The 25,818-nt window shown below is 62.4% G+C and carries 28 protein-coding genes; 23 read left to right on the forward strand and 5 right to left on the reverse strand.

The window, feature by feature from the left end; translation table 11 throughout:
• The first annotated feature begins 27 nt into the window (after nt 1-27).
• The 3 genes from aroC (at nt 28) to AC1DLV_RS14555 (ending at nt 3,379) form a co-directional block, all read left to right on the forward strand.
• Complete coding sequence (aroC, locus tag AC1DLV_RS14545; RefSeq protein ID WP_476800629.1) at nt 28-1,128, forward strand: chorismate synthase; 1,101 nt, start codon at nt 28-30, stop codon at nt 1,126-1,128.
• A gap of 93 nt (nt 1,129-1,221) precedes the next feature.
• Nucleotides 1,222-2,319, forward strand: coding sequence for a 3,4-dihydroxy-2-butanone-4-phosphate synthase (gene ribB, locus AC1DLV_RS14550; protein WP_476800630.1), 1,098 nt, complete (start codon nt 1,222-1,224; stop codon nt 2,317-2,319).
• Between the two features lie 76 nt (nt 2,320-2,395).
• Nucleotides 2,396-3,379 (forward strand): hypothetical protein, encoded by a 984-nt coding sequence (locus AC1DLV_RS14555; protein WP_476800631.1) that lies wholly within the window; start codon nt 2,396-2,398, stop codon nt 3,377-3,379.
• 43 nt (nt 3,380-3,422) lie between these two features.
• On the opposite strand, the gene AC1DLV_RS14560 is transcribed toward AC1DLV_RS14555, so the two are convergent.
• Complete coding sequence (locus tag AC1DLV_RS14560; protein WP_476800632.1) at nt 3,423-4,637, reverse strand: MFS transporter; 1,215 nt, start codon at nt 4,635-4,637, stop codon at nt 3,423-3,425.
• Between the two features lie 102 nt (nt 4,638-4,739).
• A complete protein-coding gene (locus AC1DLV_RS14565) occupies nt 4,740-5,960 on the reverse strand; it encodes an MFS transporter (protein WP_476800633.1) in 1,221 nt (406 codons plus the stop codon).
• A 154-nt stretch (nt 5,961-6,114) separates the two neighbouring features.
• Here AC1DLV_RS14565 and AC1DLV_RS14570 point away from each other — a divergent pair, with 154 nt between their 5' ends.
• From AC1DLV_RS14570 to AC1DLV_RS14605, 8 genes are all read left to right on the forward strand, one after another.
• Entirely contained in the window at nt 6,115-6,783 is a 669-nt protein-coding gene (locus tag AC1DLV_RS14570) for a TetR/AcrR family transcriptional regulator (protein WP_476800634.1), read from the forward strand.
• 45 nt (nt 6,784-6,828) lie between these two features.
• Nucleotides 6,829-7,755: a histone deacetylase family protein gene (locus tag AC1DLV_RS14575; RefSeq protein WP_476800635.1), complete on the forward strand. Its 927-nt coding sequence runs from the start codon at nt 6,829-6,831 to the stop codon at nt 7,753-7,755.
• Nucleotides 7,756-7,758: 3 nt separating this feature from the next.
• Nucleotides 7,759-8,010: an exodeoxyribonuclease VII small subunit gene (locus tag AC1DLV_RS14580; RefSeq protein WP_055978295.1), complete on the forward strand. Its 252-nt coding sequence runs from the start codon at nt 7,759-7,761 to the stop codon at nt 8,008-8,010.
• A 99-nt stretch (nt 8,011-8,109) separates the two neighbouring features.
• On the forward strand, nt 8,110-8,376 hold the full coding sequence (locus AC1DLV_RS14585) for a DUF2277 domain-containing protein (RefSeq protein ID WP_476800816.1): 267 nt from the start codon (nt 8,110-8,112) through the stop codon (nt 8,374-8,376).
• 57 nt (nt 8,377-8,433) lie between these two features.
• Nucleotides 8,434-9,354, forward strand: a complete 921-nt coding sequence (locus AC1DLV_RS14590; protein WP_476800636.1) for a pirin family protein — start codon at nt 8,434-8,436, stop codon at nt 9,352-9,354.
• Between the two features lie 78 nt (nt 9,355-9,432).
• Nucleotides 9,433-11,346, forward strand: a complete 1,914-nt coding sequence (gene dxs, locus AC1DLV_RS14595; protein WP_476800637.1) for a 1-deoxy-D-xylulose-5-phosphate synthase — start codon at nt 9,433-9,435, stop codon at nt 11,344-11,346.
• 51 nt (nt 11,347-11,397) lie between these two features.
• Nucleotides 11,398-12,162, forward strand: coding sequence for a TlyA family RNA methyltransferase (locus tag AC1DLV_RS14600; protein ID WP_476800817.1), 765 nt, complete (start codon nt 11,398-11,400; stop codon nt 12,160-12,162).
• Complete coding sequence (locus AC1DLV_RS14605; protein WP_476800638.1) at nt 12,159-13,400, forward strand: class I SAM-dependent RNA methyltransferase; 1,242 nt, start codon at nt 12,159-12,161, stop codon at nt 13,398-13,400. The genes AC1DLV_RS14600 and AC1DLV_RS14605 overlap by 4 nt, the downstream gene beginning before the upstream one ends.
• Before the next feature lie 27 nt (nt 13,401-13,427).
• Here the strand turns inward: AC1DLV_RS14605 and tldD are convergent, their stop codons facing one another.
• The 3 genes from tldD to AC1DLV_RS14620 form a co-directional block, all read right to left on the reverse strand.
• Nucleotides 13,428-14,840, reverse strand: coding sequence for a metalloprotease TldD (gene tldD / locus AC1DLV_RS14610; RefSeq protein ID WP_476800639.1), 1,413 nt, complete (start codon nt 14,838-14,840; stop codon nt 13,428-13,430).
• Nucleotides 14,841-14,902: 62 nt separating this feature from the next.
• Complete coding sequence (locus tag AC1DLV_RS14615) at nt 14,903-15,415, reverse strand: N-acetyltransferase family protein (RefSeq protein WP_476800640.1); 513 nt, start codon at nt 15,413-15,415, stop codon at nt 14,903-14,905.
• 12 nt (nt 15,416-15,427) lie between these two features.
• Complete coding sequence (locus tag AC1DLV_RS14620; protein WP_476800641.1) at nt 15,428-15,940, reverse strand: invasion associated locus B family protein; 513 nt, start codon at nt 15,938-15,940, stop codon at nt 15,428-15,430.
• Between the two features lie 383 nt (nt 15,941-16,323).
• Here AC1DLV_RS14620 and coxB point away from each other — a divergent pair, with 383 nt between their 5' ends.
• The 12 genes from coxB to rnhA all read left to right on the forward strand — a co-directional run bounded on the left by coxB (nt 16,324) and on the right by rnhA (nt 25,812).
• Complete coding sequence (gene coxB, locus AC1DLV_RS14625; RefSeq protein WP_476800642.1) at nt 16,324-17,190, forward strand: cytochrome c oxidase subunit II; 867 nt, start codon at nt 16,324-16,326, stop codon at nt 17,188-17,190.
• A 35-nt stretch (nt 17,191-17,225) separates the two neighbouring features.
• Nucleotides 17,226-18,875 (forward strand): cytochrome c oxidase subunit I, encoded by a 1,650-nt coding sequence (ctaD, locus tag AC1DLV_RS14630; protein ID WP_476800643.1) that lies wholly within the window; start codon nt 17,226-17,228, stop codon nt 18,873-18,875.
• Nucleotides 18,876-18,950: 75 nt separating this feature from the next.
• Nucleotides 18,951-19,892, forward strand: a complete 942-nt coding sequence (locus tag AC1DLV_RS14635; RefSeq protein WP_476800644.1) for a heme o synthase — start codon at nt 18,951-18,953, stop codon at nt 19,890-19,892.
• 1 nt (nt 19,893) lies between these two features.
• Nucleotides 19,894-20,052, forward strand: a complete 159-nt coding sequence (locus tag AC1DLV_RS14640) for a hypothetical protein (RefSeq protein ID WP_476781493.1) — start codon at nt 19,894-19,896, stop codon at nt 20,050-20,052.
• Nucleotides 20,053-20,060: 8 nt separating this feature from the next.
• Entirely contained in the window at nt 20,061-20,690 is a 630-nt protein-coding gene (locus tag AC1DLV_RS14645; RefSeq protein ID WP_476800645.1) for a cytochrome c oxidase assembly protein, read from the forward strand.
• Nucleotide 20,691: 1 nt separating this feature from the next.
• A complete protein-coding gene (locus tag AC1DLV_RS14650) occupies nt 20,692-21,582 on the forward strand; it encodes a cytochrome c oxidase subunit 3 (RefSeq protein ID WP_476800646.1) in 891 nt (296 codons plus the stop codon).
• 83 nt (nt 21,583-21,665) lie between these two features.
• Nucleotides 21,666-22,157 carry a L,D-transpeptidase family protein gene (locus AC1DLV_RS14655; RefSeq protein WP_476800647.1) on the forward strand — a complete coding sequence of 164 codons (492 nt, stop codon included), beginning with the start codon at nt 21,666-21,668 and terminating at the stop codon, nt 22,155-22,157.
• Nucleotides 22,154-22,540: a DUF983 domain-containing protein gene (locus tag AC1DLV_RS14660; protein WP_476800648.1), complete on the forward strand. Its 387-nt coding sequence runs from the start codon at nt 22,154-22,156 to the stop codon at nt 22,538-22,540. Before AC1DLV_RS14655 ends, AC1DLV_RS14660 begins: the two co-directional genes overlap by 4 nt.
• Nucleotides 22,537-23,292 carry an SURF1 family protein gene (locus tag AC1DLV_RS14665; protein WP_476800649.1) on the forward strand — a complete coding sequence of 252 codons (756 nt, stop codon included), beginning with the start codon at nt 22,537-22,539 and terminating at the stop codon, nt 23,290-23,292. The genes AC1DLV_RS14660 and AC1DLV_RS14665 overlap by 4 nt, the downstream gene beginning before the upstream one ends.
• Nucleotides 23,293-23,360: 68 nt before the next feature.
• Nucleotides 23,361-24,371 (forward strand): 4-hydroxy-3-methylbut-2-enyl diphosphate reductase, encoded by a 1,011-nt coding sequence (gene ispH, locus AC1DLV_RS14670; RefSeq protein ID WP_476800650.1) that lies wholly within the window; start codon nt 23,361-23,363, stop codon nt 24,369-24,371.
• The gene (locus AC1DLV_RS14675; RefSeq protein WP_476800651.1) at nt 24,371-25,333 is read left to right on the forward strand and encodes a homoserine kinase; all 963 of its coding nucleotides are present in this window, start codon (nt 24,371-24,373) and stop codon (nt 25,331-25,333) included. The genes ispH and AC1DLV_RS14675 overlap by 1 nt, the downstream gene beginning before the upstream one ends.
• Nucleotides 25,330-25,812, forward strand: a complete 483-nt coding sequence (rnhA, locus tag AC1DLV_RS14680) for a ribonuclease HI (protein ID WP_476800652.1) — start codon at nt 25,330-25,332, stop codon at nt 25,810-25,812. Before AC1DLV_RS14675 ends, rnhA begins: the two co-directional genes overlap by 4 nt.
• Nucleotides 25,813-25,818 lie beyond the last annotated feature (6 nt).

The following is a 25,818-nucleotide window of genomic DNA, read 5'->3' on the forward strand; positions in this document are numbered from 1 at the left end:
CGGCAGCTGCCGGAAAGGGCTCTTTGCATGTCGCACAACACCTTCGGCCATTTGTTTCGCGTTACCACCTGGGGCGAGAGCCATGGGCCGGCACTTGGCTGTGTTGTCGACGGCTGCCCGCCCGGTATCCGCTTCACGCTGAAAGACATCCAGGACGAGCTCGACAAGCGCAAGCCGGGCCAGTCGCGTTTCGTCACCCAGCGCCGCGAACCCGACGAGGTCAAGGTGCTGTCGGGCGTCATCACCGACGATGACGGCGAGACGTTGATCTCGACTGGCACGCCGATTTCGATGCTGATCGAAAATGTCGACCAGCGTTCCAAGGATTATGGCGAGATCGCCCGGCAATATCGTCCCGGCCATGCCGACTACACCTACGACGTCAAATACGGCCTGCGCGATCATCGCGGCGGTGGCCGTTCCTCGGCGCGCGAGACGGCTGCACGCGTGGCGGCAGGTGCGATAGCGCGCAAGGTCGTGCCCGGCCTCGTCGTGCGTGGTGCGCTGGTGTCGATGGGCGTGAAGTCGATCGACCGCGCCAACTGGGACTGGGATTTCATCGGAAGTTCGGAAAACCCGTTCTTCACGCCCGATGCGGGTTCGGTCCAGGTCTTCGCCGACTATCTCGACGGCATCCGCAAGTCGGGCTCGTCGGTCGGCGCTGTGGTCGAGATCGTTGCCGAGGGCGTGCCTGCTGGGCTGGGCGCGCCGATCTACGGCAAGCTCGACCAGGACATCGCGTCAAACCTGATGTCGATCAACGCGGTCAAGGGCGTCGAGATCGGTAACGGTTTTGAGGCCGCGCGCATCACCGGCGAAGAGAATGCCGACGAGATGCGCATGGGCAATGACGGGGTGCCACACTTCCTGTCCAACCATGCCGGCGGTATATTGGGCGGCATCTCGACCGGACAGGCCGTGATCGCGCGTTTCGCCGTCAAGCCGACCTCGTCGATCCTGACGCCGCGCAAGTCTATCGACAAGGACGGCAAGGACGTCGATGTGATGACCAAGGGCCGGCACGATCCGTGCGTTGGCATCCGTGCCGTGCCGATCGGCGAGGCAATGGTTGCCTGCGCGATTGCCGACCACTATCTCCGCCATCGCGGACAGACGGGGAGGATTTAGGGGAGTAGGGCAATAGGGCAGTAAGGCAATCGCCTGGTTCACATACTGCCCTATTCCCCTACTGCCCTACTCCCCTGCGAAAGAGAGAACGCCATGGCCTACGATCAGAAGAAAGTCGTCGAAGCGCTGAGAGCCTTCGAGCGCGGGGAGATCGTGGTCGTGATGGACGACGACGGGCGCGAGAACGAAGGCGACCTGATCGTTGCCGCCGTTCACTGCACGGCCGAAAAGATGGCCTTCATCGTGCGCCACACCTCCGGCATCGTCTGCACGCCGATGCTCAAGGAAGACGCAAGGCGGCTCAATTTGGCGCCTATGGTCGCCGACAATGATTCCGCCCACACCACGGCCTTCACCGTTTCCGTCGACTTCAAGCACGGCACCACGACCGGTATCTCGGCCGAGGACCGTACGCTGACGGTGCGCAATCTCGCCAATGGCAATGTCGGCGGTTCGGATTTCGTTCGTCCCGGCCATATCTTCCCGCTGATCGCGCGCGAAGGTGGTGTTCTGATGCGCTCGGGCCATACCGAGGCCGCCGTCGACCTTTGCAAGCTCGCCGGTCTGCCGCCGGTCGGTGTCATTTCCGAACTGGTGAACGACGACGGTACGGTGATGCGCGGCCCGCAGGTCGCTGCCTTTGCCGAGAAGAACGGCCTCAAGCAGGTCTCGGTCGCCGATCTCATCGCCTACCGCCAGCGCCAGGAGACGCTGATCCAGCGTGTCGACAGCTTCGACATCGAAACCCCTGCCGGCAAGGCAAAAGCCATCACCTACACGCTGCCCTGGGACGTCATGCACCATCTCGCCATCGTCTTCGGCGACATTCGCGACGGCGAGGAAGTGCCGGTGCGCCTGCACACCGAGGACGTGGTGACCGATGTGTTCGGCACCAGCAACCGCCTCGGCGACATCATGAAGACCTTCGGCGACTGCAACCGTGGCGTCATCGTTTACCTGCGTGAAGGCTCGGTCGGCGTTTCCAATCTCGGCCGCAACCGTCCGACACCCGAGCGCGAAGACCACGAAGAAGCGCGCCACCGCGAGGACGAATGGCGCCAGATCGGTCTCGGTGCGCAGATTCTCAAGGATCTCGGCATTTCCTCGATCAACCTGATCGCCTCGCGCGAGCGCCACTATGTCGGCCTCGAGGGTTTTGGTATCCGCATCGCCAAGACTGAAATCCGCTGATTTTGCTCCATCGGCGGGTGATTGACTTCCGCTAGCCACGGCGCATTCTCTCGCTCTCTCTGGGGGAGAGTCGGGGATGTGGGATTTCAGCATAGGCCAAAGCCTGGCGATCATGGCGCGCACCTGGCCGTTCATGGTGCTGCGCATGGTCGTCTATTTCGGCATCACGCTCGCCTATATCGTGGCGACGGGGGCGGGCGCCGGCTTCGGCTACGGCTTGGGTCACGCCACCGCCGACCCTGACAGCGCGATATCGTTTGCGCTGTGGGGCGGCATCGCCGGCTTCGGCGTGGTCTCGATAGCCGTCTACTGGATCCGCGAATACATCCTCTACATCGTCAAGGCCGGCCACATCGCCGTCATGGTCCATCTGATCGATGGGCGCGAAATCCCCGGCGGCCAGGACCAGATTTCTTATGCCCGCGAGGTCGTCACCACGCGCTTCAGCGAGGCGAGCATCCTGTTCGTTCTCGATCAGCTGGTGAAGGGTGTGATCCGCGCGATTACCGGCCTGGTCGGCGGCGTTTCCGCCCTCCTGCCGATCCCGGGGCTCAACGGGCTGGTCAGGTTCGTCAACACCGTCATCCGCATGTCGCTGACCTATGTCGACGAGATCATCCTGGGCTACAATATCCGCATCGGCAGCACTTCGCCTTGGCAGAGCGCGCGACAGGGCGTCGTGCTGTATGCCCAAAACGGCAAGACCATGGTCAAGAACGCCATCTGGCTGTCGCTGGTCGTGTGGGGCGTGTCGCTGGCGATCTTCCTGTTGATGCTCGCGCCAGCCGGCGCCATCCTCTACTTCATGCCGGGCGAACTCGGCGGCTGGGCTTTCGTTTTGGCGATCGTCTTTGCCTGGGCATTCAAATCGGCGCTGATCGAACCTTTTGCGGTCGCCTCGCTGATGCAGGTCTATTTCAAGGTCATCGAAGGCCAGGTGCCCAATCCCGAATGGGACCGCAGGCTGGAAGAGGCGTCGTCGAAATTCAGCGAGCTGAAGGAAAAGGCCTTCGGCTCAGGCGAGGCGTCACGCTGGGACGGTGCTCCGCGACACGTCTGAGCCTCTCGGCAAACGGTCGCGGGGCCGGCGGAACCCAGATCCCCTATTCCGCCGCTTGCACTGCAGGGGGCGCAATTCGCAGCGAGCGCACGAGCGGCCGCTGACCGAGGAAGGTGATCACCAGCGCGATGAAGCCCGCGACAAGCGAAACCATGAAGCCGCTGCTTGCGCCCATTTGATCGATGATCCAGCCTGAGGCCGACGAGCCTGCGGCCATGCCGATGCTGATGCCGGTGACAGCCCAGGTCATGCCCTCGGTGAGCTTGGAAGAGGGGACGACCTTCTCGATCAGTGCCATCGACAGGATGATGGTCGGCGAGACGGCAACGCCCGCCAGGAATAGCACGACCGAAAGCACCGTCACGTTGTTGACTGCCAGCAGCGGCAGCGTCGTCAGGGCGGCGAGCGAGATTGCGATCAGCAGCTGCCGGGCGAGCGGCATCTTGAGCTTCATGGCGCCGAATACGAGGCCGGCGACGAGCGAGCCGGCAGCATAGGCGGAAAGCGCAAAGCCTGCCGAGGCCTTGTTGCCCTGGGCCTCGGCGAAGGCCACGGCAGTAACTTCGGCGGTGCCGAAGATGGCGCCGATGGCGATCAGGGTCAGCACCAGAATTTGGACGGGACCGAGCCAGATCACGGATTGGCCGTCTTTGTGGTCCTGTGCGTGCACCTTCGGTTCGGTTGAGCGCTGGGCGGCAAAGAGCAGGCTGCCCACGGCGAGCATCACGGTCGCGACGAGAGGACCGGCCTCCGGGAAAAAACCGACGCTGAGACCGATGGCAACGATCGGGCCGGTCATGAAGATCACTTCGTCCATGATCGATTCGAATGCGAAGGCAGTGTGCAGATGTGGCGTGTCGCGATAGATCTCGGTCCAGCGCGCGCGCACCATGGCGCCCATGATCGGCGCTACGCCGGCGAGTATCGCGAAGGCGAAGAGCACCCAGGTGGGCGCGTCGTAGCGCGTCGCGAGCATCAGCCCGGAGAGGGCAATCACAGCCATGGCCGCACTCGGCAGCAGGATGCGGACCTGGCCATAACGGTCGATCAGCCTGGCGACCTGCGGTGCGATGACGGCACTGGAAAGGGCAAAAGCGGCAGCGACAGCGCCGGCCAACCAGTATTCGCCACGGGCTTCGGACAGCATGGTCACAATGCCAAGCGTGACCATGGACATCGGCACGCGCGCGACGAAGCCGGCAGCGGAGAATGCCTTGGCGCCGGGGGCCTTGAAGATTTCGCTATAGGGATTACGCATGGAAGTCACCGGGGACGGAGATAAGAGAGATTTCGAAGGCAGCCGAGCCGCCAGATGCGGCGGCTCGTTGGTGCTGTGGAGAGGCCTGGAATGCTGAGGGCCTCATTCCGCTGCTTGTGGTGTGGGTTGCGGTAACTCGACCTCGTGTTCGCCCGCAAGCGTATTCTGGCCCAGAAGAACGATCACGAGGGAAATCGTGCCTGCGGCCACCGACACCCAGAAGCCGTTCTGCGCACCGAAATTGTCGACCACCCAACCAGTTACGAACGCACCCAGCGCCATGCCGATGCCAATGCCGGCCATCACCCAGGTGATACCCTCGGTCAACATCGCTTCCGGCACGCGCCTTTCGATCAGGCCGAAGGCCATGATGAAGGTGGGCGAGATTGCCACGCCGCTGAAGAAAATGGCGAGTGCAAGCAGCGGCACCGTGTCAGCGACCAGCAACGGCAAGGTGGTCAGCGCCACGATGGCGATGGAGATGGCGAGCAGGCGCTGTTTCGGTGCCTTGGGGTTCAATGCGCCAACAATCAGGCCGACGACGAGGGAACCGGCTGCATAGACGCCAATGACGAGGCTGGCGGCGGTCGGCTGGCCAAGTTCCTTGGTGATCGCGACGGCGGCGACCTCGGCGGCGGCGAAGATCGTGCCGATGAAGACAAGTGCCAGCGTGATGATCTGAACGGGTCGCAACATGATCGCCGAGCCGCCGCTTGCACGTTCCGGCTCCCTGACCTTGGGTTCGCTGGACCGTTGCAGGATGAAGGCTGTCATGCCGAGGGCCAGGAACAGTGTGCTGGCGAGCATGCCAGCTTCCGGGAACAGGGCGACGCTCAGGCCGACGGAAAGCGAGGCGCCGGCGATATAGACCATTTCGTCGGCGACCGATTCAAAGGCGAAGGCTGTGTTGAGTTCCGGGCGATTGCGGAAGATTTCCGTCCAGCGCGCCCGCACCATCGCTGGCACGCTTGGCATGGCCGCCGCCAGGAAGGCAGCGACGAACAGCGTCCAGGCCGGCCAGTCATAACGGGTAGCAACGAGCAATGTGACAAAGGCAATGACGGAGATGATCGTGGTGGGTACAGCAACGGCAGTCTGGCCGAGACGGTCGATCCGGCGGGAAATCTGCGGGGCGGCAAAGGCATTGGTCAAGGCGAACGTGGCCGCGACGGCGCCGGCCAGCCAATATTCACCACGCGCCTGCGACAGCATCGCGACAATGCCGATAGGGGCCATGGCTATCGGCAACCGGGCGATGAAGGCAGCCGCTGCGAAGCCTTTGGCTCCTGGGATTCTGAAAATTTCACCATAAGGATTGTGCATCGGAGCACTCCTGGCAATTTGAGGATCTGCCACTTACATACGTGGCGTATGTGAAGGAAATAATTGCATACGCGGCGTATGTCAATTACCATACGCGTCGTATGCGAAATAAATATACGCGACGTATGTGAATGGGACCGGCAGGTGAGAAACGATGAGGACTGCGCACAAACCCCGCAGCGAGATGATTGCTGAAACACGTGCCAAGCTGATTGCTGCCGCGCGCCGGGCATTCGCGACGGTGGGCTACGCGAATGCATCGATGGACGATTTCACTGCCGAGGCCGGGCTCACGCGTGGCGCGCTCTATCATCACTTTGGCGATAAGAAGGGCCTGTTCGAGGCCGTCGTGGCCCAGATCGACCATGAGATGTCGTTGCGCCTCAGTGCCATCTCCGCCAGGGCCAGGACCCGCTGGCAGGGCTTTGTCGACGAGAACATCGCCTATGTCGAAATGGCGCTGGAACCGGAAATTCAGCGCATCTTGTTGCGCGACGGCCCGGCAGTCCTCGGTGATCCGGCGCAATGGCCCAATGCCAACGCCTGCATCCTGGCGATCACGAAGAACCTCGCCGCGCTCAAGGAGGAGGGCCTCATTCGTGATATCGACCCGGAAGCGATGGCGCGGCTGATCAGTGGCGCTTCGCTCTACGCGGCGCAGTGGATCGCCACCTCCGAGGACCCTGGCGCGACGTCTGAGAAAGCGGTGAAGGCTTTCCGAGCGCTTATGGAGGGGCTCTTGGTCCCCGGCCAGTCACCAATTGATCCTCACTCATCCTCGGCCGGTGCCGGCATCACGAAGCCGATTTCCCCAGGGGTTTGACAGGTACTGCATGGTCTGGCTGGCCATTGCTGATAAGGTGGGGTGATGACCACCCGGCTCTATTCCCATCCCATCTATCTGGAGCACCTGGCGACGCCAGGGCATCCCGAGCGTCCCGACAGGCTGCGTGCCATCGAGCGCGCGCTTGACGACGAGCCTTTCGAAATGCTCGATCGTGCCGAGGCACCCATGGGTGACGAGCAGACAATTCTCTCCGTTCATCCCGAGAAATTTGTCGAAAACATCCGCCGTCGGGTGCCAACGGAAGGCTTGGCTACGATCGATGGCGATACCACGCTGAGCCCGAAAAGCTGGCAGGCGGCTCTCACGGCGATTGGTGCTGCAAATGCCGCCGTCGATGACGTCTTTTCCGGCAAGATCGACAATGTCTTCGTCGCTTCGCGCCCACCTGGACACCATGCCGAAAAGACCACGGCGATGGGCTTTTGCCTGTTCAACAATGCGGCGATTGCGGCGCGCTACGCCCAGAGCAAGCATGGTGCCGAGCGGGTGGCGATCGTCGATTGGGACGTGCATCACGGCAACGGCACCCAGGACATCTTCTGGGACGATCCGTCAGTGCTTTATTGCTCGACTCACCAGATGCCGCTGTTTCCCGGCACCGGCGCCAAAAACGAGACGGGCGTGGGCAACATCGTCAACGCGCCGCTCGCGCCGAACACCGGCAGCGATCATTTTCGCGAGGCGATCCGCTCGCGCGTTTTGCCGGCACTCGAGCGTTTCGCGCCCGACCTGATCATCATCTCGGCCGGCTTCGACGCGCATCACCGCGACCCGCTGGCCGAGATCAATCTGACCGAAGCCGATTTCGACTGGGCGACCGGCCAAATGATGGATAGTGCTGCAAGCCATTCCGGCAATCGCCTTATCAGCCTGCTGGAAGGCGGCTACGATCTTCACGGGCTGGCCTTTTCGGTGGCCGCCCACGTCACACGCCTGATGAAAGGATGAACCATGGCCGCTGAGCCCAATGACGAAATCAAGGCGATGAGCTTCGAACAGGCGTTGGCCGCATTGGAAAAGATCGTCGACGATCTTGAGCGCGGCGACGTTCCGCTCGACCAGTCGATCAAGATCTATGAGCGCGGCGAGGCGCTGAAGGCGCATTGCGACCGCCTGTTGAAGGCAGCCGAAGACAAGGTAGAAAAGATTCGCCTGTCGCGCGACGGCAAGCCGGTTGGCACCGAACCGCTCGACGCGGAGTGAGCGATGCCTGAGCGCTTGCACCGGCAGGCGCTCAGCTTGACCTTGTGGCACATTGCGCCCAGTTATGAGGTGCCCAAGTGGAAAGCCCGGGAGCAAGCGATGTGCCGCAACATCAAGACATTGTTCAACTTCGATCCGCCGGCAACGCATGACGAGATCCGCGACGCCGCGCTGCAGTTTGTCCGCAAGCTGAGCGGTTCGACAAAACCCGCAAAGAAGAACGAAGAAGCGTTCAACCGCGCGGTCGACAGGATTGCCGAAGCAGCGCACGACTTGCTGCATTCGATGGAAACGCACCACCATCCGCGCAATCGCGAGGAAGAAGCTGCCAAGGCGAAGGCACGCTCTGCGCTGAGGTTTGCCTGAGTGTTGTGCTACCCTTGGCGGCAGCAACGCTCCCATCGCACCAGCTAGGAGGTGGCCATGAGCTTTTTTCCCGCACCCGACCCAACGCCCGGCGACGCTTTTTCCTGCGACGCCATCGAGTTGATGGTCATCCCCAACGCCAAGGACATTGATGGCTTCCAGGTCCGCCGCGCTTTGCCGACGGCCAAACGCCGGCTGGTCGGCCCGTTCATCTTCTTCGATCGCATGGGCCCGGCGATCCTGCGCGCCGGCCACGCGCTCGACGTTCGTCCGCACCCGCATATCGGTCTTGCGACCGTCACCTATCTCTTCGACGGCAAGATCAGGCATCGCGATTCGCTCGGCACCGAGATGGTCATCGCGCCGGGCGACGTGAACCTGATGACGGCGGGCAGGGGCATCGTGCACTCGGAGCGTACGCCCGAGGAATTGCGCGGCGCGCCGATGTCGGTGTCTGGCCTGCAGACCTGGCTTGCGCTGCCCGACGGCAAGGAGGAAGTGGCGCCGCTATTTGAAAACACCGGTCATGCCGAACTGCCGACATTTGCCGCTGACGGCGCCACCGGTCGCCTCATCATCGGCGACTTCAAGGGGCTGCGCTCGCCCGTGCGGGCGGCGTCCGACACGCTTTATGCCGACATTTCGCTCGCGCCGGGAGCCAGGATCAAAATCCCTGCCGATGCCGAGGAGCGCGCCATCTACACGCTGAACGGCGAACTCGACATTTTGGGCGATCGTTTTCCCCCCGAGCGGCTTTTGGTGTTTCGGCCCGGCGACGAGATCGTCGTTGGCTCTGAGAGCGGCGCGCATTTCATGCTGTTCGGCGGCGCGTCGCTGGGTTCCAAGCGCTACATCTGGTGGAATTTCGTCTCCTCGTCGAAAGAACGCATCGAGCAGGCCAAGAACGAGTGGAAGACCGGGCGCTTCGATATCGTTCCTGGCGACGAGGAAGAATTCATTCCGCTGCCCGAAAGCTGAGCCGCGTCACCTCCACGCATTTACTTTCGCAGCCTGTGGACGTATCTGCCAAAGGTTAACTGATGTTAGTGCTGAGTGATGAACGCAAAACCTGAAACGCCCCTTCTGGACAAGGTCCGCCTGCCGTCCGACCTGCGCGCGCTCGATGAGGACCAGCTGCCGCAGCTGGCCGCCGAGTTGCGGGCCGAGTTGATCGACGCGGTCTCGCAGACGGGCGGGCATCTGGGTGCTGGTCTCGGCGTGGTCGAGCTGACAGTGGCGTTGCATTATGTCTTCGACACGCCTGACGACCGCATCATCTGGGACGTCGGCCACCAGGCCTATCCGCACAAGATTCTGACCGGCCGACGCGACCGCATCCGCACGCTGCGCCAGGAGAACGGTCTTTCCGGTTTCACCAAGCGTTCCGAAAGCGAATACGATCCTTTCGGCGCGGCGCATTCCTCGACTTCGATCTCTGCTGGCCTCGGCATGGCGGTCGCGCGCGACCTCAGCGGTGGCCGCAACAACGTCATTTCCGTCATTGGCGACGGCGCCATGTCTGCCGGCATGGCCTATGAGGCGATGAACAATGCCGGTGCGCTCGACGCGCGCCTGATCGTCATCCTCAACGACAATGACATGTCGATCGCACCGCCGGCGGGCGCGATGAGCGCCTATCTGGCACGCCTCGCATCTGGCCGCACCTATGCCGGTGTGCGCGAACTCGGCAAGAAGCTGACCTCTTATCTCGGCCGCCGCGTCGACCGTGCGATCACGCGTGCCGTCGAGCATGCGCGCGGTTTCGTCACCGGTGGCACGCTGTTTGAGGAGATGGGCTTTTTCCACATCGGCCCGATCGACGGCCACAATCTCGAGCATCTGATTCCGGTGCTGAAGAACGTTCGCGACAATGGCACCGGCCCGGTGCTGATCCATGTCGTGACCCAGAAGGGCAAGGGCTACGCGCCTGCAGAAGCTGCCTCCGACAAATACCATGGCGTCAACAAGTTCGACGTCATCACCGGTGCCCAGGCCAAGGCGCCTGCCAATGCGCCAAGCTACACCAAGGTGTTTGCCGAAAGCCTGCTCCAGGAAGCGCGCGCCGACGACAAGATCGTCGCCGTCACCGCCGCCATGCCTTCGGGCACCGGGCTTGATCTTTTCGGTGAAGCGTTTCCGTCGCGCACCTTCGATGTCGGCATCGCCGAGCAGCATGCGGTGACGTTTGCCGCAGGTCTGGCCACCGAAGGCTACAGGCCGTTCGTTGCGATCTACTCGACCTTCCTGCAGCGCGCCTACGACCAGGTCGTGCACGACGTCGCCATCCAGAAACTGCCGGTTCGTTTCCCGATCGATCGTGCCGGTTTTGTCGGCGCGGACGGGCCCACCCATTGCGGTGCCTTCGACACGACCTATCTCGCCTCGCTGCCCGATTTCGTCGTCATGGCAGCCGCCGATGAGGCGGAACTGCGCCACATGGTGCGCACGGCCGCCGAATATGACGAAGGCCCGATCTCGTTCCGTTACCCCAGGGGCAATGGCGTCGGTGTCGACATGCCTGAGCGCGGATCGGTGCTGGAGATCGGCAAGGGCAGGGTGGTCAAGGAAGGCACCAAGGTCGCACTGCTGTCGTTCGGCACGCGGCTCAAGGAGTGCCTGCTCGCCGCCGAGGAGCTCGGTGCTGCCGGCCTGTCGACCACGGTTGCCGATGCGCGCTTCGCCAAGCCGCTTGACGAGGACCTGATCCGCCGCCTGGCGCGCTCGCATGAGGTGTTGGTCATGGTCGAGGAAGGCTCGGTCGGCGGCTTCACCAGCCAGGTGCTCGATTTCCTCGCCCGCAACGGTTTGCTCGACAACGGCCTCAAGGTGCGTGCGCTGACGCTGCCCGACAGCTTCGTCGACCACGCCAATCCCGACAAGATGTATGTCGATGCCGGCCTTGATTCAGGCGGCATCGTGCGTGCTGTCTTCGCAGCGCTCGGCAAGTCGGCCCACGCCGTCCGCGCCTGAGCATTTCGAGTGAGCGCTTGCCTTGCAGGCGCGCATTCGCCATTGAAAGCCATGGAAATCTCAAGGCAAGCCCGCACTAGCCTGCGGCTCGACGAATTGCTCGTCAGCCGCGGTTTGTTTGCGAGCCGCTCGCGGGCCCGCGATGCGGTGGCGCGCGGTGCTGTATCAGTCGATGGCCAGTTGGCCAAGAAGCCCGGACAGACCGTAGCCGCCGACGTGGTCATCGCCGTTAATGATCCGGCCCAGGCCTATGTCTCCCGGGCTGCGCTCAAGCTGATTGCCGGGCTTGACCATTTCGGTTTCGATCCAGCAGGCAGTCATGCGCTTGATGTTGGCGCATCGACCGGCGGCTTCACGCAGGTGCTGTTGGAACGCGGCGCTACGCATGTGGTGGCGATCGACGTCGGTCATGGCCAGATGCACCCGATGCTGCGCGCCGATCCGCGCGTGACGTGCCTGGAAGGGCTCAACGCCCGCAACCTGACATCAGATGATCTTGGGGGGCGGCAACCTGATTTCCTGGTTTCGGATGTCAGCTTCATTTCGCTGCGCCTGGCCTTGCCCAATGCGCTCGATCTGGCCGCGCCGGGCGCCAAAGGCGTGTTCCTGGTCAAGCCGCAGTTCGAAGCCGGGCGCGAGGCGATCGGCAAGGGTGGGCTGCTCAAGAATTCTGAAGATGGGCCGCGCATGGCTGAAGAATTGCGCGCGTGGCTCGACGCCGTTCCGGGTTGGCGCGCGCTCGGCATCTGTGCTTCGCCGCTCGAAGGCGGTGACGGCAACCGCGAATATCTGCTCGGTGGAGTGAAAGACCAATGACGACTCGTTTCGAGATTGCGCGGCTGGGCGCGCATGGCGACGGCGTCGTCGATGCCAATGGCGGGCACATTTTCATCCCGTTCGCGCTGCCTGGGGAGACGGTGACCGCCGCGCGCGAGAAGGACCGCGCGCAGCTGCTCGCGGTGATCGAGCCGTCACCTCAACGCATCGAGCCCGCTTGTCGCCATTTCACCGAATGCGGCGGCTGCGCCATCCAGCATCTTGAAGACAGCGCCTATCGCGACTGGAAACGCGGCCTGGTGGCCCACGCGCTGAAGGCGAGGGGCATCGAGGTCCCGGTTGGCGATCTCATTGCCTGTCCGCCGCATAGCCGGCGCCGCGCGGCCTTTACCGCACGCAACACCGAAACCGGACTGCATCTCGGCTACAACCAGGCGTTTTCCCATACCCTCGTCGACATCGAGGAATGCCCAGTCCTTCTGCCGGAAATCGTCGAAGCGAGTGCTGTCCTGCGTCACCTGGCCGGCATCATCGCCAATACGTCGAAGCCCTTCAGGTTCCTGGTCACCGCCACCGAGTCCGGTTTCGACGTGGCGGCCGCCGATTGCGGCAAGCCGACTGAAGCGATCCGCCGTGCGGCGACCGATTTTGTCATCAAGTCCAAGATCGCCAGGCTCTCCATCGACGGCGAGATCATCGTCGAGCCGGTCAAGCCGATGCTGACCTTTGGTGCGGCGACGGTTACGCCCCCGCCGGGCGCATTCGTCCAGGCCGTGGCCGAGGCCGAGGGTGCGATGGCATCACTCGTCACCGGCCATATGCGCAAGGCCAAAAAGGTCGCCGACCTCTATTCGGGCTGCGGCACCTTCGCGCTCAGGCTCGCGGCAAACTCCGAAGTTCATGCGGTGGAAGGCGACGCGCCGGCATTGGCAGCGCTCGATCGCGGCTTCCGCTTCGCCAATGGCTTGAAGCGCGTCACGGTCGAGCGCCGCGACCTCGACCGGCGTCCGTTGACTTTCAAGGAACTGAATGCGTTCGACGGCATCGTCTTCGACCCACCGCGTGCCGGTGCCGAGGATCAGTGCAAGCAGATTGCCCGCTCGGACGTGCCGATGGTGGCCGCCGTCTCGTGTAATCCGGCGACGCTCGCACGGGACCTGCGCATCCTCATCGACGGCGGCTATACGCTCAAGGCTGTGACGCCGATCGACCAGTTCCTCTGGTCGCATCATGTCGAGGCCGTAGCCCTGCTGGAAAAGCCGAAAAAGCGGCGGTGAAGGCGCGCCGATCGCGCCTTGCCGACCTTAAACGCGTGTGCCGCCGACCGTCATCTGGTTCATCCTGAGATGCGGCTGGCCGACGCCGACGGGCACGCCCTGGCCGGCCTTGCCGCACATGCCGATGCCGGTGTCGAGCTTCATGTCGTTGCCGACCATGCTGACCCGGTGCATCGCGTCCGGGCCGTTGCCGATCAGCATCGCGCCCTTGATCGGCTGGGTCACCTTGCCGTCCTCGATCATGTAGGCTTCGGTGCAGCCGAACACGAACTTGCCCGAGGTGATGTCGACCTGACCGCCACCGAAGGAAACGGCATAGATGCCGTTCTTGACCGAAGCGATGATCTCTTCGGGCGTCATGTCGCCTGAGGTCATGTAGGTGTTGGTCATGCGCGGCATCGGCTGGTGCGCATAGGATTCGCGGCGGCCGTTGCCGGTCGCCTTCATGCCCATCAGCCGCGCGTTCTGGCGGTCCTGCATGTAGCCGACAAGTTTGCCGTCCTCGATCAGCACGTTGCGGCCGCTCGGCGTACCCTCGTCGTCGACGGTGAGCGAGCCACGGCGTTCGGCGATCGTGCCGTCATCGACGACCGTGACGCCCTTGGCCGCGACCTGCTGGCCCAACAGGCCGGCAAAGGCCGAGGTCTTCTTGCGGTTGAAATCACCTTCGAGGCCGTGGCCGACGGCCTCATGCAGCATCACGCCGGGCCAGCCGCTCGACAAGACGATGTCGAAGGTGCCGGCAGGGGCGGGGATGGCTTCCAGATTGACCAGCGCCTGGCGAAGCGCTTGGCCGGCCGCATCCTTCCAGCTTTCCTCGGTCAGGAACTCGTCGAAGCTCTTGCGTCCGCCCGCGCCATAGGAGCCGCTTTCCTGGCGGTCGCCGTCGCCGACGACAACAGAAATGCTCATGCGCACCAGCGGGCGGATGTCGCGCACCACCTGGCCGTCGCCGCGCAGGATCTCGACATGCTGCCACGACGCAGCAAGCGACGCCGTGACCTGGCGGACGCGCGGATCCTTGTCGCGCAGCCACGAGTCGATTTCCTGCAACAGCTTGGACTTGGCCTCGAAAGAGGGTGAGGAAATCGGGTTTCCCTCGCCGTAGAGATGAGTGTTGGTGCGGGCGGGCGCTGCGGCAAGCGTGCCGGAATAGCCGCCCTTGACGGCGGAGACCGCGTCGGCGGCACGCAGCAATGCCGACTCAGACAGGTCGCTCGAATGCGCATAGCCGGTTGCCTCGCCGGCAACGGAGCGCAGGCCAAAACCCTGGTCGGTGTTGAAGCTGGCCGTCTTCAGCCGGCCGTTGTCGAACATCAGCGCTTCGCCCTCGCTATATTCGAGGAACAATTCGCCGTCGTCGGCGCCCTCGATCGTCTCGGCGACGATCTGGCGTACGCGGTCTTCTGATATGTCGAACTGGCTGAGAAGGCTGGTCATGGCGCTTGCCCTTCAAAAAACGATTTTAGCGGATGTAGGCGCGCGGGCACCGTTAGGCAACGTCACAACGAGGCAAGGCGACCGGAAGCCAGGCGTCGTGCCATCATGATTTCGTCGATTTCCCGGCCTTCGTGAAGAATGCCGCCGGGTATGCGGCCGATTTCTTGAAAACCTTCGCGAAGATAAAATCGTATAGCTGCGGGATTTTCCGCGCTCACGGCCAGTTCGACCTGGCGTACGCCCAAAGTGCGGGCGTGATCGAGCAGCAGGTCGAGCATGGCGACGGCCCGCTTGGCGCCCCGTTCGCTCTCGCGCAAATACACCATGATGATGGTGGCGCGATGCGCCATCTTGCTGGCCCGCTGCGGCATCAGCCCCATGATGCCGACAGGCTCTTCGTCCCGAAAACAGACGACGACGGAATTGTTCCTGAGGCGTCGTTGCCATTCCTCATCGGGAAGTGCTGCCCAATCCCGTTCGCTGCTGGCAAAGGCTTCGGGAACCGTGCGCAAGGCTTCCAGGCGAATTCGCTTGAAAACCTCGTAATCTTCAGGGGCGAGCAGCTTCAAGGTCAAAGGCGGTCGGCCTCAGGGAAGCGCGGCGAAACCTTCGCCAAAGCCGTTAAGGTCGACCGGGATGCCGATGCCTTCCTCGGGCGTCTGGAACACGATGAAGGTAGCCGACTTGCCAGTCTTGAACGTGTCGAGCAGCGTCTTGTCGAGGATAACCTCGGCATAGCAGCCGTCCTGGAAGCAGCGCACGAAATAAGCGCGGCCGATGTCCTTCTGGTCGACATTGAGGCCAAGGCCGTTGGGCAGGAGCACGCCAAGCGGGGCGAGCACGCGCAGGATCTCGGCCTTGTTGTCGGCGGTGCGCAGGATGACCACCGACAGCCCCATCTCCGGGCGGTCTTCGGCGATGACGTTTTGCATCATCACGCATTGTTCGTTGGTGGCACCCGCGGGGGTGTCGCAAATGATCGACCAGGCGCCATGGGTGGACTTTACCGTGCCGCTTTGCTGCGCGCCGGCTTGCATGGGAACCACGCAGGCAGCGGCGACCAACACCTTCGCCAAGGTTTTAAACAGCCCAGACTTCATGACGGCTCCATTGCGAATCACGACAATTTAGGTCGTGCAGGCAGCAAGTAAATAACAAGACAGCGCCATCGCCATCCCGCAATCTAAGGTTTTCCAGACATTCGAGCCCAATTTGGCCCGAATTGCGACGCCTTTCCAGGGCATGGCAGCACAAAGCGGGCGAATAGCCGCTCCGCCTGCGCGTTCTTCAACTAGCGCCAAACGCGTCGCGGCGCCAGCCTCTGTGCCTGCGCGCAAAAATGCCGCATGGGTTACGCCTCTGCTTCCTTGCGGTTGGAAAGAGAGTATGGTTTGAACCTCCGAACGTCTCTGGGATTCCCGTCCCGGAGCGGCAGGATGTCCTTGCGGCTACGCCCGCATGGAAATGGGAGATACAGAGGGCGATGAGAAAGATCTTTGCTAGCGCCGTCGCGGCGACTGCTACCCTTGCCAGCGTCGCGGCCTATGCGGCACAGCCGACGCCTTGGCAGACTACCTTCCAGCCGGCCGCGACCGGTATCATGGAACAGATCACCTGGTTCGAGCGCTACACGCTTTGGTTCATCATCCCGATCACGCTCTTCGTGCTCGCGCTCTTGGCCTATTGCATCTGGCGGTTCCGGGCGAGCGCCAATCCAGTTCCGTCACGTACAAGCCACAACACGCTGATCGAGGTCATCTGGACCGTTGGTCCGGTTGTGATTCTGCTGTTTTTGGCGATCCCGTCCTTCCAGCTTCTGACAGCGCAGTACTCGCCGCCGGAAGAAGCCAAGCTGACGATCAAGGCGACGGCAAACCAGTGGAACTGGGACTACGAGTACCAGAACGCCGAGCCGCTTTCCTTCAATTCGGCGATGCTCGCCGAAGGTGATCGCGCTGCTGCCGGCAAGGAAGACAAGGCGGCCTATCCGCGTCTTCTCGCCGTCGACAACGAGGTTGTCGTCCCCGTCAGCACGATGGTTCGCGTCCTGGTCACCGCCAGCGACGTCATCCACGCCTTCGCCATGCCGGCTTTCGGCATCAAGACGGACGCGGTGCCGGGTCGCATCAACGAGATTTGGTTCAAGGCTGACAAGGAAGGTCTCTATTACGGCCAGTGCTCCGAGCTTTGCGGCAAGGATCACGCCTACATGCCGATCGCAATTCGCGTCGTCTCCGACGCACAGTACAACACGTGGCTTGCCGCTGCGAAGTCCGACCTGCCAGGTGCCAACAAGGCGCTGATGGCTGCGACGGATGGTGCGGCCAAGGTTGCGGCCGCCGGCAACTGAGCCGCGGTAGATAAGATCAGGGAACGGAGCGGAACATGGCAGGCGCTGCAGCTCACGACCATCACGACCATAAGCCGAAGGGCTGGGTTCGGTGGGTGTATTCGACCAACCACAAAGATATCGGCACGATGTACCTGATCTTCGCGATTTTCGCGGGTATCGTGGGCGGCTTCTTGTCGGTGATGATGCGCTGGGAGCTCGCAGAGCCGGGCGTCCAGATCTTCAGCGGCCTGGCCGAGATGGTCTATGGCGTCAACGGCGATGCCGCGGTCGATGCTGGCAAGAGCATGTACAATGCCTTCACCACGGCGCACGGCCTGGTCATGATCTTCTTCATGGTCATGCCCGCGCTGATCGGTGGTTTTGCCAACTGGATGGTTCCGATCATGATCGGCGCGCCTGACATGGCGTTCCCGCGCATGAACAACATCTCGTTCTGGCTGCTTCCGCCGGCCTTCATCCTGCTGATCCTGTCGGCATTCATGCCGAGCGCTCCGGGCGCCCATGGTGTCGGTGGTGGCTGGACGATCTATCCGCCGCTGTCGACCTCGGGTCAGCCTGGGCCGGCGATGGATCTCGCGATCCTGTCGCTGCACATCGCTGGTGCCTCGTCGATCCTGGGAGCGATCAACTTCATCACCACGATTTTCAACATGCGCGCTCCGGGCATGACGCTGCACAAGATGCCGCTGTTTGCCTGGTCGGTGCTGATCACCGCCTTCCTGCTGCTGCTTTCGCTGCCGGTTCTGGCAGGTGGCATCACCATGCTTCTGACCGACCGCAACTTCGGCACGACCTTCTTCGCGCCTGAAGGCGGCGGCGATCCGATCCTGTTCCAGCACCTGTTCTGGTTCTTCGGTCACCCGGAAGTGTACATCCTGATCCTGCCGGGCTTCGGCATCGTCAGCCACATCGTGTCGACCTTCTCCAAGAAGCCGATCTTCGGCTACCTCGGCATGGCCTACGCCATGGTCGCCATCGGTGCGGTCGGCTTCGTCGTGTGGGCTCACCACATGTACACCACCGGCCTGTCGCTCGACACGCAGCGCTACTTCGTCTTCGCCACGATGGTCATCGCGGTTCCGACGGGCGTGAAGATCTTCTCGTGGATTGCCACCATGTGGGGCGGTTCGATCTCGATGAAGACCCCGATGATCTGGGCGATCGGCTTCATCTTCCTGTTCACCGTCGGTGGCGTCACCGGCGTGCAGCTGGCCAACGCCGGTCTCGACCGTTCGCTGCACGACACCTACTATGTCGTCGCGCACTTCCACTACGTGCTGTCGCTGGGTGCCGTGTTCGCGATCTTCGCGGCCTGGTACTACTGGTTCCCGAAGATGACCGGCTACATGTACTCGTCGGCGATCGCCAACACCCACTTCTGGGTGACGTTCGTGGGCGTGAACCTGGTCTTCTTCCCGCAGCATTTCCTCGGCCTTGCCGGCATGCCGCGCCGCTACATCGACTATCCCGATGCGTTCGCCGGCTGGAACATGGTGTCGTCCTACGGCTCCTACATCTCCGCCGTCGGCGTGCTGATCTTCCTGTTCGGCGTCTTCGAAGCCTTCTCCAAGAAGCGCGTCGCTGGTGCCAATCCCTGGGGCGAGGGTGCGACCACGCTCGAATGGCAGCTGCCTTCGCCGCCGCCCTTCCATCAGTGGGAACAGCTCCCGAAGATCAAGTAAGTCGCTGACTGAACTACGAAGCCGCCGGCCAGACCGGCGGTTTCGGCCAAACGGAACGACTGGACGTAAGTACGCATGGCCCTTGTCCACAACCGGTTTGAAGACCAAACCATCCGCATGTCGGAAGCGACGGCGGGCGATTTCTTCGCCCTGCTGAAGCCGCGTGTCATGTCGCTGGTCGTCTTCACGGCCTTTGTCGGCATGGTTGCCGCGCCCGAGACCATCAACCCGTTCCTCGCCGTTGTTGCGATCCTTGCGATCGCCATCGGTGCCGGCGCTTCGGGTGCCCTCAACATGTGGTACGACGCCGACATCGACGCCGTCATGACGCGCACCGCCAACCGGCCGGTGCCTTCAGGCAAGGTGACGCCGCATGAGGCGTTGACCTTCGGCCTGGTGCTGTCGGTCCTTTCGGTGATGACGCTCGGCGTCCTCATCAACTGGCTGTCGGCGGGACTGCTCGCCTTCACCATCTTCTTTTACGCCGTCATCTACACGATGTGGCTCAAGCGCTGGACGCCACAGAACATCGTCATTGGTGGCGCAGCTGGCGCGCTGCCGCCGATGATCGGCTGGGCCGCCATTACCGGATCCGTCAGCTTCGAGAGCTTCGTGCTCTTCCTCATCACCTTCTTGTGGACGCCGCCGCACTTCTGGGCGCTCGCGCTGTTCAAGTCGCAGGACTATGAGCGCGCCGGCATCCCGATGATGCCGAACGTCGCCGGTGAAGCTTCGACGCGCCGGCAGATATTTGCCTATTCGCTGCTGCTTGCGCCCATTGGCGTGGCACCCTGGCTGCTCGGCTACACCACCATTGGCTACGGCGTGGTTTCGCTGGCGCTCGGCATCGGCTTTGTCTGGTATGCCTGGAAAGTGCTTCGCATGCCCGACAGCGACCGGGTGATGAAGCCCGCCAAGGCGCTGTTTGGCTACTCCCTGCTTTACCTGTTCGTGATCTTTGCGGCCTATCTGGCTGACAGCGTCATCGAGCGTGTCTTTGCGCTTGGAGGCGCATGATATGTCCGACAACAATTTCGTCACGCTCACCGACAAGCAGAAGAAAGCGCGGCGCAGCCGCAACATCGCCATCGGCCTGGCGCTCGCGGCACTCGTCATCATCTTTTATCTCGCCACGATAGCGAAGTTCGGCCCGGCCATCCTGGACCGCTCGCTATGAGCAACGGCATGACAAACGACACCGAGGCCGACGCCAAGAAGCAGAACTCCAACCGCAAGGTTGCGGGCATGTGCATCGCTTTTGTCGGTGGCATGGTTGGCATGGCTTATGCCGCGGTGCCGCTCTACGCGATGTTCTGCCAGGTCACCGGTTATGGCGGCACGACCCAGCGCGTCGAGCAGTATTCCGACAAGATCCTCGATCGCGAGGTCACCATCCGATTTGACGCCAATATTTCGGGTGGATTGCCCTGGCAATTCCAGCCGGTCGCGCGCGACGTCAAGATCAAGATCGGCGAAACGACCCAGGCGCACTACACGGCAAAGAACGTCTTCGACAAGCCGACCCAAGGCCGCGCGACGTTCAACGTCACGCCGGAACTGGCAGGCGCCTATTTCAACAAGGTTGAGTGCTTCTGCTTCAGCGACACCACGCTGAAGCCGGGCGAAACGCTGGATATGCCGGTCGTCTTTTTTGTCGATCCGGCGATCGTCAACGAGCCCGATCTCAAGGACCTCAGGACGATTACTTTGTCTTATACCTTTTTCCCAATTGAGGGGGAAAAGCCCGTAGCTGCCGCGCCAAAGGTTGACGGCGAAGCGAAAAATGTTAATTCCGACGGAAAAGCCGGGGGCTGATATGGCAGACGCGCACGCGAAACCACAACACGACTATCACATCATCGATCCTAGCCCGTGGCCGTTCCTCGGCTCGCTGGGCGCGCTCGTCATGGCTTTCGGCGGCGTCGCCTGGATGCAGCACATGAAGGGCAGCGTCTTCCCGATCTTCGGCTACAACGCCGCGAACGCCAATTACTGGATCTTCGCGATCGGCCTGCTGATCGTGCTCTACACCATGTTCGGCTGGTGGTCGGACACGATCAAGGAAGGCAATGAGGGGCATCACACGCGCGTCGTGTCGCTGCACCTGCGCTATGGCATGATCATGTTCATCGCCTCCGAGGTGATGTTCTTCGTTGCCTGGTTCTGGGCGTTCTTCGACGCTGCACTGTTCCCTGGAGAAGTTCACCAGGTGATGCGCGCCGAGTTCACCGGTGGTGTCTGGCCGCCGAAGGGCATCGAGGTTCTCGATCCCTGGCACCTGCCGCTCTACAACACCATCATCCTGCTGCTTTCGGGCACGGCGGTGACCTGGGCGCACCACGCGCTGCTGAACAATGATCGCAAGGGCCTGGTCAACGGCCTCGCGCTGACGGTCGGCCTCGGCATCCTGTTCTCCTTCGTGCAGGCCTACGAGTACATCCACGCTCCGTTCGCTTTCCGCGACTCGATCTACGGCGCGACCTTCTTCATGGCGACCGGCTTCCACGGTTTCCACGTCATCGTCGGCACGATCTTCCTGCTGGTGTGCCTGTTCCGCGCCATGGGTGGCGGCTTCACGCCGAAGCAGCATTTCGGCTTCGAGGCGGCTGCCTGGTACTGGCACTTCGTTGACGTGGTCTGGCTGTTCCTGTTCACCGCGATCTATGTCTGGGGCTCGGCGGGCGCCACCATCGCTGCTGGCCACTGATCGATCCGGTTCTTGATGCAAGGCGGTCGCGGCAACGCGGCCGCCTTCTCTTTTTTGGCGCTTTTCTGCGGCAACCACCCAGTATGTTGATCAGCCGCTTCGCCCTTTCTTTGATTGCCCTTGTCGCCTCAACGGTATTTGCGTCTGCAGACGTCATCGACCTGGTGCGGGTGGCCAAGTCCGAGCGCCGGCTGGAGTTGGTTTCAGGCGACAAGGTGGTTCGCAGCTATGCTGTCGCGCTCGGTGCCAGTCCGATTGGTCACAAGAGCCAGGAAGGCGACGAGCGCACGCCCGAAGGCCGCTATGTGCTTGATTGGCGCAACCCTGGCAGCGGCTATTACCGATCGATCCACGTCTCTTATCCCAATGCCGACGATGTGGCTGCGGCAAAGAGAGCAGGTGTCGATCCCGGCGGAATGATTATGATCCACGGCCAACCGAACGGGTATGGCTGGTGGTCCTGGCTGGTGCAGATGTTCGACTGGACGAATGGCTGTATCGCCGTTACCGACGAGGAAATGGCGGAGATCTGGCAGATGGTCGAAGACGGCACTCCCATTGAGATAAATCCATGAGTGAAGACAAGGCGATCTGGCCGCCGGTCGAACCGATCGCGGCCGGGCTCAAGGGACGCTGTCCGCGCTGCGGCGAAGGCAAGCTGTTTTCGAGCTTCCTGACCGTCGGCAAGGAATGCAGCGCCTGCCGGCAGGACTATTCCTTTGCCGATGCCGGCGACGGACCGGCGGTGTTCGTCATCCTGATCATCGGCTTCGTGGTCGTCGGTCTCGCTTTGTGGATGGAGGTGACGCTGGCGCCACCGCTCTGGCTTCACCTGCTGCTCTGGATACCGCTGACCCTCGTCCTCAGCCTCGGCTCGCTGCGGCTGATCAAGGGCGTACTGATTACCCTGCAATACCGTAACAAGGCCGCCGAAGGGCGTTTGGACAAGGGCGAATGAGCGACCAGAAAACCATGTCTGCCCCGGCGCGCCGCTCCGGGCTTGTTCTGATGCTCGTGCTCGGCACCATTGCTTTCGCGCTTTTGATCGCGCTCGGCAGCTGGCAGGTCCAGCGCCTCTATTGGAAAGAGGAGCTGATCGCCCAGATTGCCGAACGCACCCGGTCCCAGCCGCTGCCCTTGTCCGAGATGGAAGTGAAGTTCCGCGCCACCAGCGATGTCGACTATTGGCCGGTGACGCTTTCGGGAACCTTTGTTCACGAAGGCGAGCGGCATTTCTTCGCCACCTGGGAAGGCCAGTCGGGCTTTTACGTCTACACCCCGCTCAAGCTGGAAGACGGCCGCTTTGTTCTGGTGAACCGCGGCTTCGTTCCCTACGATTTCAAGAATGCCGCCAAGCGACCGGTCGGCCAGGTGACGGGTCCGGTCAACATCGTTGGCCTCGCGCGCAATCCGCTCGACGGCAAGCCCGGTTCCCTGGTGCCGGACAACGACCCGGTGAAGAACATCTTCTACTGGAAGGATCGCGACGTGATGGCTGCGACCGCAGGCCTGCCGTCAGGTGCTGTCGTGCTGCCATTCTTCGTCGATGCCGACGATACGGCCAACCCAGGTGGCCTGCCGGTCGGCGGCGTCACCATGGTCGATATGCCCAACAACCACCTGCAGTATGCCGTCACATGGTATGGGCTGGCGGCTGCACTTTTGGGTGTCATGGGCTTTTGGCTGATGCGTCGGCCCGAAGGCAAATGACTGCGGGTCTCCCTTGACAGCAAGGGGTTGCAGACATCATTTCGGCACTGAATGAAGAACCGGATTAAATGCCCCAGACGCTTACAAAACCGCCCCTGACAATCAGGCTCTGCCAGCCGCGCGGCTTTTGCGCAGGCGTCGACCGTGCGATCCAGATCGTTGTTCTGGCGCTCAAGAAATACGGCGCGCCGGTCTTTGTCCGCCATGAGATCGTGCACAATCGCTATGTTGTCGAGGGGCTGCAGAACCTTGGCGCGGTCTTCATCGAAGAGTTGAGCGAAATCCCTGTCGAGCACCAGGATGCGCCGGTGGTGTTTTCCGCCCATGGCGTGCCGAAATCGGTGCCGGCAGATGCGGTTGCGCGTAATCTTTTCTATCTCGACGCTACCTGCCCGCTGGTCTCCAAGGTGCACAAGCAGGCGATGCGCCATCAGCGCAAGGGACGCCATGTGCTGTTGATCGGCCATGCCGGCCACCCCGAAGTGATCGGCACCATGGGGCAACTCAACGAGGGCGCGGTCACGCTGATCGAGACCGAAGCTGACGTTCAGAATTTTGCCCCGGTGGATCCCGAACAGCTCGGCTTCGTCACCCAGACCACGCTGTCTGTCGAAGACACCGCAGGCATCTTGAAGGCGCTCCAGGAAAAGTTCCCGGCGCTGCAGGCGCCTGCTGCCGAATCGATCTGCTATGCCACCACCAACCGCCAGGACGCGGTGAAGGAGACGGCCCCAGGATCCGACCTTTACCTGGTTGTCGGTGCGCCCAACTCGTCCAATTCGCGCCGTCTCGTCGAGGTCGCCGAGCGGGCAGGGGCCAAGATGTCGCTGCTGGTTCAGCGTGCGTCGGAGATACCGTGGAACGATATAGGCGGCATCGCTACGCTGGGACTGTCGGCGGGTGCTTCGGCGCCGGAGATCATCGTCGACGAGATCATCAACGCTTTCCGTGAGCGGTTCGAGGTGAATGTGGAACTCGCGATAACGGCGACCGAGACAGAGGACTTTCCGGTGATGCGGGTATTGCGCGACGTCGAGCTGACGCCAGCCGACATGGCCTTCGTCAACGGTAACGGCTGATGGCAGTCTATACCGACGTCGGCGAGGGCGAACTCGAAGCGTTCCTGCGCAATTATCCGGTCGGCGAGCTTTTGTCCTACAAGGGCATCGCCGAGGGCACCGAGAACACCAATTTCCTGCTGCACACGACGACCGGGTCGTACATCCTGACGCTGTATGAGAAGCGGGTCGAAAAATCGGACCTGCCGTTCTTCCTTGTCCTGATGCAGCACCTTGCCCACAAGGGATTGTCCTGCCCGCTGCCGGTCGACGGCAAGGACGGCAATGTCATTGGCACGCTTGCCGGCCGCCCGGCCGTGATCATCACCTTCCTTGAGGGCATGTGGTTGCGCCGGCCCAAGGCCGTGCACTGTCGCGAGGTCGGCAGGGCGCTGGCCGAGCTGCACATCGCCGGACAGGACTTTGCGATGACGCGGCCGAACTCGCTTGCCATCGACGGTTGGCGTAAGCTGTGGGATGCCGCGCACCCACGCGCCGACGAGGTCGAGCCGGGGCTTGCCAGGGAAGTCGACGCCGATTTCGCCGAATTGGCAAAAAGCTGGCCGAAGGATCTGCCCTCGGGCGTCATCCACGCCGACCTGTTTCCCGACAACGTCTTTTTCCTCGGCGACAAGCTGTCGGGCCTGATCGACTTCTATTTCGCCTGCAACGACATCTACGCTTACGATCTGGCTACTTGCCTCAATGCCTGGTGCTTCGAGAAGGACTTTTCCTTCAACCTGACCAAGGGCACGGCACTGCTGGAAGGCTACCAGAGCGTCCGCCCGCTGAGCGATGACGAGAAGGCGGCACTGCCCATCCTGGCGCGCGGCTCGGCCCTGCGCTTCATGCTGACGCGGCTCTACGACTGGCTAACGGTGCCGGATGGCGGGCTGGTCATGAAGCGTGACCCGTCGGAGTATATCCGCCGCCTGCGCTTCCACCGGACGATCAAGTCCGCACAAGAATACGGCCTGAAATGACAAAACACATCGAGATCTTCACCGACGGAGCCTGTTCGGGCAATCCGGGCCCTGGCGGCTGGGGCGCGATCATGCGCTACAACGGAAAGACCAAGGAACTCTGCGGCGGCGAGGCCGAGACGACCAACAACCGCATGGAGCTGCTTGCGGCGATTTCGGCGCTGAACGCGCTGAAGGAGCCGTGCACCGTCGATCTGCACACCGACAGCAAATACGTCATGGACGGGATCTCCAAGTGGATCCATGGCTGGAAGAAGAATGGCTGGAAGACGGCCGACAAGAAGCCGGTGAAGAATGGCGAGCTGTGGCAGGCACTGGACGAAGCCAACAAGCGTCACAAGGTGACGTGGCATTGGGTCAAGGGCCATGCCGGCCATGCCGAAAACGAGCGCGCCGACGAACTGGCGCGCGAGGGCATGGCGCCCTTCAAGACCGGACGCGGCGGGCCACCGGCCGGACTGCGCGCCGCCAAGGGCTGACGACGC

The organism is Aminobacter sp. 01T433, from assembly GCF_056398585.1.

Bases quoted from the DNA above. Each gene is read 5' to 3' on its own strand.
- rnhA (WP_476800652.1), top strand. From the start codon at position 25,330: ATGACAAAACACATCGAGATCTTCACCGACGGAGCCTGTTCGGGCAAT.
- dxs (WP_476800637.1), top strand. From the start codon at position 9,433: ATGAACGCAAAACCTGAAACGCCCCTTCTGGACAAGGTCCGCCTGCCG.
- AC1DLV_RS14585 (WP_476800816.1), top strand. From the start codon at position 8,110: ATGTGCCGCAACATCAAGACATTGTTCAACTTCGATCCGCCGGCAACG.
- AC1DLV_RS14560 (WP_476800632.1), bottom strand. From the start codon at position 4,637: ATGCGTAATCCCTATAGCGAAATCTTCAAGGCCCCCGGCGCCAAGGCA.
- AC1DLV_RS14555 (WP_476800631.1), top strand. From the start codon at position 2,396: ATGTGGGATTTCAGCATAGGCCAAAGCCTGGCGATCATGGCGCGCACC.
- AC1DLV_RS14650 (WP_476800646.1), top strand. From the start codon at position 20,692: ATGGCAGACGCGCACGCGAAACCACAACACGACTATCACATCATCGAT.
- aroC (WP_476800629.1), top strand. From the start codon at position 28: ATGTCGCACAACACCTTCGGCCATTTGTTTCGCGTTACCACCTGGGGC.
- ctaD (WP_476800643.1), top strand. From the start codon at position 17,226: ATGGCAGGCGCTGCAGCTCACGACCATCACGACCATAAGCCGAAGGGC.
- ispH (WP_476800650.1), top strand. From the start codon at position 23,361: ATGCCCCAGACGCTTACAAAACCGCCCCTGACAATCAGGCTCTGCCAG.
- coxB (WP_476800642.1), top strand. From the start codon at position 16,324: ATGAGAAAGATCTTTGCTAGCGCCGTCGCGGCGACTGCTACCCTTGCC.
- AC1DLV_RS14565 (WP_476800633.1), bottom strand. From the start codon at position 5,960: ATGCACAATCCTTATGGTGAAATTTTCAGAATCCCAGGAGCCAAAGGC.
- AC1DLV_RS14645 (WP_476800645.1), top strand. From the start codon at position 20,061: ATGACAAACGACACCGAGGCCGACGCCAAGAAGCAGAACTCCAACCGC.
- AC1DLV_RS14655 (WP_476800647.1), top strand. From the start codon at position 21,666: ATGTTGATCAGCCGCTTCGCCCTTTCTTTGATTGCCCTTGTCGCCTCA.
- AC1DLV_RS14620 (WP_476800641.1), bottom strand. From the start codon at position 15,940: ATGAAGTCTGGGCTGTTTAAAACCTTGGCGAAGGTGTTGGTCGCCGCT.
- ribB (WP_476800630.1), top strand. From the start codon at position 1,222: ATGGCCTACGATCAGAAGAAAGTCGTCGAAGCGCTGAGAGCCTTCGAG.
- AC1DLV_RS14665 (WP_476800649.1), top strand. From the start codon at position 22,537: ATGAGCGACCAGAAAACCATGTCTGCCCCGGCGCGCCGCTCCGGGCTT.
- tldD (WP_476800639.1), bottom strand. From the start codon at position 14,840: ATGACCAGCCTTCTCAGCCAGTTCGACATATCAGAAGACCGCGTACGC.
- AC1DLV_RS14600 (WP_476800817.1), top strand. From the start codon at position 11,398: ATGGAAATCTCAAGGCAAGCCCGCACTAGCCTGCGGCTCGACGAATTG.
- AC1DLV_RS14635 (WP_476800644.1), top strand. From the start codon at position 18,951: ATGGCCCTTGTCCACAACCGGTTTGAAGACCAAACCATCCGCATGTCG.
- AC1DLV_RS14605 (WP_476800638.1), top strand. From the start codon at position 12,159: ATGACGACTCGTTTCGAGATTGCGCGGCTGGGCGCGCATGGCGACGGC.
- AC1DLV_RS14590 (WP_476800636.1), top strand. From the start codon at position 8,434: ATGAGCTTTTTTCCCGCACCCGACCCAACGCCCGGCGACGCTTTTTCC.
- AC1DLV_RS14660 (WP_476800648.1), top strand. From the start codon at position 22,154: ATGAGTGAAGACAAGGCGATCTGGCCGCCGGTCGAACCGATCGCGGCC.
- AC1DLV_RS14580 (WP_055978295.1), top strand. From the start codon at position 7,759: ATGGCCGCTGAGCCCAATGACGAAATCAAGGCGATGAGCTTCGAACAG.
- AC1DLV_RS14575 (WP_476800635.1), top strand. From the start codon at position 6,829: ATGACCACCCGGCTCTATTCCCATCCCATCTATCTGGAGCACCTGGCG.
- AC1DLV_RS14570 (WP_476800634.1), top strand. From the start codon at position 6,115: ATGAGGACTGCGCACAAACCCCGCAGCGAGATGATTGCTGAAACACGT.
- AC1DLV_RS14675 (WP_476800651.1), top strand. From the start codon at position 24,371: ATGGCAGTCTATACCGACGTCGGCGAGGGCGAACTCGAAGCGTTCCTG.
- AC1DLV_RS14640 (WP_476781493.1), top strand. From the start codon at position 19,894: ATGTCCGACAACAATTTCGTCACGCTCACCGACAAGCAGAAGAAAGCG.